General features: G+C 70.4%; 6 protein-coding genes. 4 read left to right on the top strand and 2 right to left on the bottom strand.

The features are described 5' to 3' along the window. Both N4P33_RS35765 and N4P33_RS30345 read right to left on the bottom strand, forming a co-directional pair. A partial coding sequence (locus tag N4P33_RS35765; RefSeq protein ID WP_399030389.1) for an SCO5717 family growth-regulating ATPase occupies positions 1-1,545 on the bottom strand: 1,545 nt, incomplete at its 3' end. Between the two features lie 333 nt (positions 1,546-1,878). Next, positions 1,879-2,214: a DUF397 domain-containing protein gene (locus N4P33_RS30345; protein ID WP_260830149.1), complete on the bottom strand. Its 336-nt coding sequence runs from the start codon at positions 2,212-2,214 to the stop codon at positions 1,879-1,881. 292 nt (positions 2,215-2,506) lie between these two features. Between N4P33_RS30345 and rpsO the strand changes: the two genes are divergently transcribed. From rpsO to N4P33_RS30325, 4 genes are all read left to right on the top strand, one after another. Continuing rightward, a complete protein-coding gene (gene rpsO, locus N4P33_RS30340; RefSeq protein ID WP_003997419.1) occupies positions 2,507-2,794 on the top strand; it encodes a 30S ribosomal protein S15 in 288 nt (95 codons plus the stop codon). Between the two features lie 306 nt (positions 2,795-3,100). Then, positions 3,101-5,323, top strand: a complete 2,223-nt coding sequence (locus N4P33_RS30335) for a polyribonucleotide nucleotidyltransferase (RefSeq protein WP_260830148.1) — start codon at positions 3,101-3,103, stop codon at positions 5,321-5,323. Beyond that, positions 5,320-6,699, top strand: a complete 1,380-nt coding sequence (locus tag N4P33_RS30330; protein ID WP_260830147.1) for a pitrilysin family protein — start codon at positions 5,320-5,322, stop codon at positions 6,697-6,699. The genes N4P33_RS30335 and N4P33_RS30330 overlap by 4 nt, the downstream gene beginning before the upstream one ends. A gap of 38 nt (positions 6,700-6,737) precedes the next feature. After that, positions 6,738-7,209, top strand: a 472-nt coding sequence (locus N4P33_RS30325) for a dihydrodipicolinate reductase C-terminal domain-containing protein (RefSeq protein WP_313904614.1), incomplete at its 3' end; no start/stop codon positions are given.

Here is a 7,209-nt window from a genome sequence, read left to right as displayed (position 1 = left end):
GAACCCGTACCCGCCGGGCTGAGCCGGGGGCTGGGCGGGCCACTGAGCCGCGGGAGCAGGGGCGGCCGGGTACGACGGCGGCACCGGCGGCATGCCCTGCGGCACCGGGGGAGTCCAGGCGGGCGCGGCGTCGGCGGCCGGAACAGCGTCCTGCGGCTCTTCGGCGGGAGCCGCGTCGGACGGCACGGCGTCGTCCACCGGCTTGGCGTCCTCGGGCTCGAACCCGGCCGGTACGGCATCCGAGGGCACGGCATCCTGAGGTTCGGCACCTTCAGCCAGGGCGTCCTCGGGCTCCGCTTCGTCGGTGGCCACCTTCTCGGGCCCGGCGGCGCTGCTCTCAGCGTCCTCGGCCACGTCGGCCACAGAGTCCTCGGGCTCGACGCCTTCGCCCTCAGCCTTCTCGGGCTCGGCACCCTCGGCCACGTCGGCCGGGGCGCCCTCGGGCTCTGCTTCCTCGGTCACCACGTTCTCGTGTTCGGCGACGCTGCTCTCGGCATCCGTGTCCCCGGCGCCTTCGGCCAAGGCCTCCTCAGCCTGCGCGATGTCACCCGAGGCGTCCTCAGCCTGAGCGACCTCGGCCCCGGACTCGGACTCGGACCCGGACTCGGCAGGCTCGCTCCCCGCCTCCTCGACCTCGGTCACCGCACCCTCGGCCCCGGCCTCTGCTTCCGTCTCCGTGGCGTCGGCTTCCGCCTCCGGCTTCGGGTCCGCCCCCAACTCGGCGTCCCCCTCCGCCACTACAGAGCCCTCGTCAGCCTTCTGTGCGTGGGCCCCCACGCTCTCACCATCGAGAACCCCGTCGGCCGTCTCGGCCACCGCCGAAGCCTCGCTGCCCTCGGCCCTGTTCTGCCCGGCTGCCGCCGCAGCGTCCCGCTCCTCGATCTCCCGCTTCAACGCAGCGGCGGAGAACCGGATCGTGGCCCCGCTCTCCAGATCACCACTACCGGAGTCCACAGAAACGGGAGAGGACGGCAAAGGCCCCCCGCTCGCCTGTTCCTCCCCCTGCGGCCGCTGCGGCTCGAACCCGCTCCCCACCGGCAGCCTCGGCACGGCCCCCGGCCCCCCGGAAGGCGGCGCGGGAGGAGTGAAAGGAGCACCGGGAGCGGGCGCGGGCGCGGGAGGAGTGAATGGAGCACCGGGAGCCGGCGCGGGCGCGGGCGGCGTGAAAGGCGCCCCCGGCGCCGGCATCGGAATCGCCGAGGGCCCCGCCGCCCCCACCGCATGTGGCGGCGGCGTCAACCCGGGCAGCGGCGGAACAGGCCCGCGAGACGAAGAAGTTGAGGGAGCCGCGGACGAACCCCCCGAAGGCGCCCCCGAACCCGAACCAGAACCAGAACCGGAACCCGCAGAATCCCCGGAACCAGACCCTGTTGCGGAGGACGCCCCCTCCGACCCCGACCCCCCCGACGCGTTCTGCGTGTACCACGCCGGCGGCGCGTAGTCGATGGTGAACTCGCCCGTCGTCTCGACGGCGGACTCCGCGTCGGGCTGGTCATCGCCGGGTGTCGCCCAGCCCCCGCGCATCCCGTCCCGATCGCTGCTCACAGTTCCTCCTGGTGTGGTCGAGCGCCCTTGTGCCGTGCTGGGGCGACCATTTCCGTCGTCCGACGTGTCCGAATGTGAAACGAGGTCGTCCGAACCGGCCCTCCCCGTAGGACGCCGATGCCCGGTCCACGGGTTCTGGCGTCGCGCCGGGTACCAGCCTAATCACCAGGACACCCGCCCCGTCAGCCCCGCCCACCCCTCGGCATCCGCCCCCCATCTCCCCACGGCCCGGTCAAGTGCCGTACAAATTCGCAACTCAAGGGGGCAAACAAACGCCAACGGGCGGCACGCACGCGTACCGCCCGTTTCCATATCTCCACATCACACAACGCGTCACCCGGAGGCCGAGGCGGACTCCTCGTCACCCTTCGCGGCACCCTCGCCGGCGTCGGCGGCGTCGCCCTCCGCGGGCTTCAGATCGAACTCGCCGTCCCGCGCCCCCAGCACGAACGCCCGCCACTCCGCCTCCGTGTAGCGCAGCACCGTGTCGTGGTCGAGCGAGGACCGCATGGCCACCGCACCGCCGGGCAGGTACGCGATCTCGACGCGCTCCTCGTTCGGGTCGGTGCCGGGCGGGCCGTGCCACTCGACGCCGGAGATGTCGAGGGCGTACAACTCGTTCTTCTCGCGCTCCTTGCGCGCCTTGATCTCCTCAGCCGTCTCCGCCATGCCGCAGCGACCCCTTCCCGACGTACCCGAGTACCTGATGTACCGGTCGTACCAATGGTCCGAGCGCTCACCTTAGTGGCCGGGCCCGTCCCACCTGGGCGGTTCCGCGGACCGGGGGAAAGAAGCCCGCCACTGCCTGGTACCCTGAGTGACGGCCGTATGTGTACGCACCCCCGGAGCGCTCGCTCTGGAGGCCGCGCCCAGCGGATCCCCGCCTTCCGAGTCATGGAAGCTCCCCCGAGAAGCAGACCGGGGGCACTCGGTGGCCACTCACAGACTATGAGGAGTACGCGTGTCGCTCGACGCCGCTACGAAGAAGCAGATCATCGCCGAGTTCGGTACCAAGGAGGGTGACACCGGCTCCCCCGAGGTCCAGGTCGCTCTGCTGTCCCGTCGGATCTCCGACCTGACCGAGCACCTCAAGACCCACAAGCACGACCACCACTCCCGTCGTGGTCTGCTGATCCTGGTCGGTCAGCGCCGCCGGCTGCTGCAGTACCTCGCCAAGAAGGACATCCAGCGCTTCCGTGCGCTGGTCGACCGCCTCGGCATCCGCCGTGGTGCGGCGGGCGCCAAGTAAGACGGCGTGAAGGGAGCGGTTCCCTGAAGACAGGGGGCCGCTCCCTTTGCTGTACGTGCGGAGTGTCACCGCCCCTTTGTAGTGTGGTAGCACAACGCAAGAGGTACGACGCTGTGTGATGGCTCGTACCGCACGAGGAGAAGCGCGCCTCGCCGCCGGTCCTCGGTAGTGGCCCCCGGGAGGACGAACCCCCGGGTGCTTCGATCGAAGACCGGCCCGCACCAGACGGAGCGCTTCTCCGCCACCGTCCCCCTCGCCACACGGGCGGGGCGGGACAAAGACGACAAAGTAACGGAGAAAACGCTAGTGGAGAACGAGACCCACTACGCCGAGGCCGTCATCGACAACGGCTCCTTCGGCACCCGCACCATCCGCTTCGAGACGGGCCGCCTGGCCAAGCAGGCCGCAGGCTCCGCCGTCGCGTACCTGGACGACGACACCATGGTGCTGTCGGCCACCACCGCCTCCAAGAACCCCAAGGACCAGCTCGACTTCTTCCCCCTCACGGTGGACGTCGAGGAGCGGATGTACGCCGCCGGCAAGATCCCCGGCTCGTTCTTCCGCCGTGAGGGCCGCCCCTCCGAGGACGCCATCCTCACCTGCCGCCTGATCGACCGCCCGCTGCGCCCCTCCTTCAAGAAGGGCCTGCGCAACGAGATCCAGGTCGTCGCCACGATCATGGCGCTCAACCCCGACCACCTGTACGACGTCGTGGCGATCAACGCCGCCTCCGCGTCCACGCAGCTGGCCGGTCTGCCCTTCTCCGGCCCGATCGGCGGCGTCCGCGTCGCGCTGATCCGCGGCCAGTGGGTGGCCTTCCCGACGCACACCGAGCTCGAGGACGCCGTCTTCGACATGGTCGTCGCGGGCCGCACCCTGGAGGACGGCGACGTCGCGATCATGATGGTCGAGGCCGAGGCCACCGAGAAGACCATCAAGCTGGTCGAGGGCGGCGCCGAGGCGCCGACCGAGGAGGTCGTCGCCGCCGGTCTGGAGGCCGCGAAGCCCTTCATCAAGGTGCTCTGCAAGGCCCAGGCCGACCTCGCGTCGAAGGCCGCCAAGCCGACCGCCGAGTTCCCGATCTTCCTCGACTACCAGGACGACGTCCTGGAGGCGCTGACCGCCGCGGTCAAGCCCGAGCTCGCCCAGGCGCTCACCATCGCCGGCAAGCAGGAGCGCGAGGCCGAGCTGGACCGCGTCAAGCAGCTCGCGGCCGAGAAGCTCCTGCCGGAGTTCGAGGGCCGCGAGAAGGAGATCTCCGCCGCGTACCGCGCGCTCACCAAGCAGCTGGTCCGCGAGCGCGTGATCAAGGAGAAGAAGCGCATCGACGGCCGCGGTGTCACCGACATCCGCACCCTGGCCGCCGAGGTCGAGGCCATCCCGCGGGTCCACGGTTCCGCGGTGTTCGAGCGCGGCGAGACCCAGATCCTGGGTGTCACCACGCTGAACATGCTGCGCATGGAGCAGCAGCTGGACACCCTCTCCCCGGTGACCCGCAAGCGCTACATGCACAACTACAACTTCCCGCCGTACTCCACCGGCGAGACCGGCCGCGTCGGCTCCCCGAAGCGCCGCGAGATCGGCCACGGCGCCCTCGCCGAGCGCGCCCTGATCCCGGTCCTGCCGACCCGCGAGGAGTTCCCCTACGCCATCCGCCAGGTGTCCGAGGCGCTCAGCTCGAACGGCTCGACGTCCATGGGCTCGGTCTGCGCCTCCACCATGTCGCTGCTGAACGCCGGTGTGCCGCTGAAGGCCCCCGTCGCCGGTATCGCCATGGGCCTGATCTCGCAGGAGATCGAGGGCGAGACGCACTACGTCACCCTCACCGACATCCTCGGTGCGGAGGACGCCTTCGGCGACATGGACTTCAAGGTCGCCGGCACCAAGGAGTTCGTGACCGCCCTCCAGCTCGACACCAAGCTGGACGGCATCCCCGCCTCCGTCCTGGCCGCCGCCCTCAAGCAGGCCCGTGACGCCCGCCTCCACATCCTCGACGTGATGATGGAAGCGATCGACACGCCGGACGAGATGTCCCCCAACGCGCCGCGGATCATCACCGTGAAGATCCCGGTCGACAAGATCGGCGAGGTCATCGGCCCCAAGGGCAAGATGATCAACCAGATCCAGGAGGACACGGGCGCCGAGATCACCATCGAGGACGACGGCACCATCTACATCGGCGCCGCCGACGGCCCCTCCGCCGAGGCCGCCCGCACCACGATCAACGGCATCGCCAACCCGACGATGCCCGAGGTCGGCGAGCGCTACCTGGGCACGGTCGTCAAGACGACCACCTTCGGCGCCTTCGTCTCCCTGCTGCCCGGCAAGGACGGTCTGCTGCACATCTCGCAGATCCGCAAGCTGGCCGGCGGCAAGCGCGTGGAGAACGTCGAGGACGTCCTCGGCGTGGGCCAGAAGGTCCAGGTCGAGATCGCCGAGATCGACTCCCGCGGCAAGCTCTCCCTGATCCCCGTGATCGAGGGCGAGGAAGGCTCCGACGAGACGCAGAAGGACGACGCCGCCAAGTGACGTCCCGTGGCTCCAAGGCGACGGCCCGCACCTCCTCGGAGGCGCGGGCCGTCGCCCGTACCCAAACGCTCATCAAGGGCGAGAACGGCATCGGCACGGTCCGCAAGACCACCCTCCCGGGCGGCCTGCGCATCGTCACCGAGACCCAGCCCGCCGTCCGCTCCGCCACCTTCGGCATCTGGGCGCACGTCGGCTCCCGCGACGAGACCCCCGCGCTGAACGGCGCCACCCACTACCTGGAGCACCTGCTCTTCAAGGGCACCGCGCGCCGCTCCGCCCTGGACATCTCCTCCGCCCTCGACGCGGTCGGCGGCGAGATGAACGCGTTCACGGCGAAGGAGTACACGTGCTACTACGCGCGTGTGCTCGACAGCGACCTGCCGCTCGCCATCGACGTGGTGTGCGACATGCTCACCGGCTCGCTGATCCTCCAGGAGGACGTCGACGTCGAACGCGGCGCCATCCTCGAAGAGATCGCGATGACCGAGGACGACCCGGGGGACTGCGTGCACGACCTGTTCGCGCACACCATGTTCGGCGACAACCCCCTCGGCCGCCCCGTCCTCGGCACGGTCGACACGGTCAACGCCCTCACCGCCGACCGCATCCGCCGCTTCTACAAGAAGCACTACGACCCGACCCACCTGGTCGTCGCCTGCGCCGGCAACATCGACCACCACAAGGTCGTACGCCAGGTCCGCGCCGCCTTCGAGAAGGCCGGCGCCTTCAAGGACCCGGGCGCCCAGCCGATCGCCCCGCGCGGCGGCAGCCGCGCCCTGCGCACCGCGGGCCGCGTCGAGCTGGTCGACCGCAGCACCGAGCAGGCGCACATCGTGCTCGGCATGCCGGGCCTCGCCCGCACCGACGAGCGCCGCTGGGCCCTCGGCGTGCTCAACACCGCCCTCGGCGGCGGCATGTCCTCCCGCCTCTTCCAGGAGGTACGGGAGAAGCGGGGCCTCGCCTACAGCGTGTACTCGTACACCTCCGGCTTCGCCGACTGCGGCCTGTTCGGTGTGTACGCGGGCTGCCGGCCCTCCCAGGTGCACGACGTGCTGAAGATCTGCCGCGACGAACTCGACCAGGTCGCCGAGCACGGCCTCCCGGACGACGAGATCGAGCGGGCCGTCGGCCAGCTCCAGGGCTCCACGGTCCTGGGCCTGGAGGACACCGGCGCGCTGATGAACCGCATCGGCAAGAGCGAGCTGTGCTGGGGCGAGCAGATGTCGGTCGACGACATGCTGGCCCGGATAGCCTCGGTCACACCGGACGACGTCCGCTCGGTGGCCCGTGACGTCCTGGGACGGCGGCCCTCCCTGTCGGTCATCGGCCCGCTGAAGGACAAGCAGGCCGCCCGTCTGCACGACGCCGTCGCCTGACCCACCCCGGCAATCCCTCGGTTAAGGAAGCAACAGACATGAGCAAGCTGCGCGTGGCGGTCCTCGGTGCCAAGGGCCGGATCGGATCCGAGGCGGTCGAGGCGATCGAGGCCGCCGAGGACATGGAACTGGTGGCCGCCCTCGGCCGCGGCGACAAGCTGGAGACCCTCGCCGAGACGGGCGCCCAGGTCGCCGTCGAGCTGACCACCCCCGCCTCGGTCATGGGCAACCTCGACTTCTGCCTGCGGCACAACATCCACGCGGTCGTCGGCACCACCGGCTGGACCGACGAGCGCCTCGCGCAGCTGAAGGGCTGGCTGGAGCTGTCCCCGGAGACGGGCGTGCTCATCGCGCCCAACTTCTCCATCGGCGCCGTCCTCACCATGAAGTTCGCGCAGATCGCCGCCCCGTACTTCGAGTCCGTCGAGGTCGTCGAGCTGCACCACCCGAACAAGGTCGACGCCCCCTCCGGCACCGCCACGCGCACCGCCCAGCTCATCGCCGAGGCCC

The sequence above is a fragment of the Streptomyces sp. 15-116A genome (assembly GCF_025290915.1).
In the GTDB taxonomy this organism is placed as follows: domain Bacteria; phylum Actinomycetota; class Actinomycetes; order Streptomycetales; family Streptomycetaceae; genus Streptomyces.
This window is presented reverse-complemented; position numbering and strand designations above follow the sequence as displayed.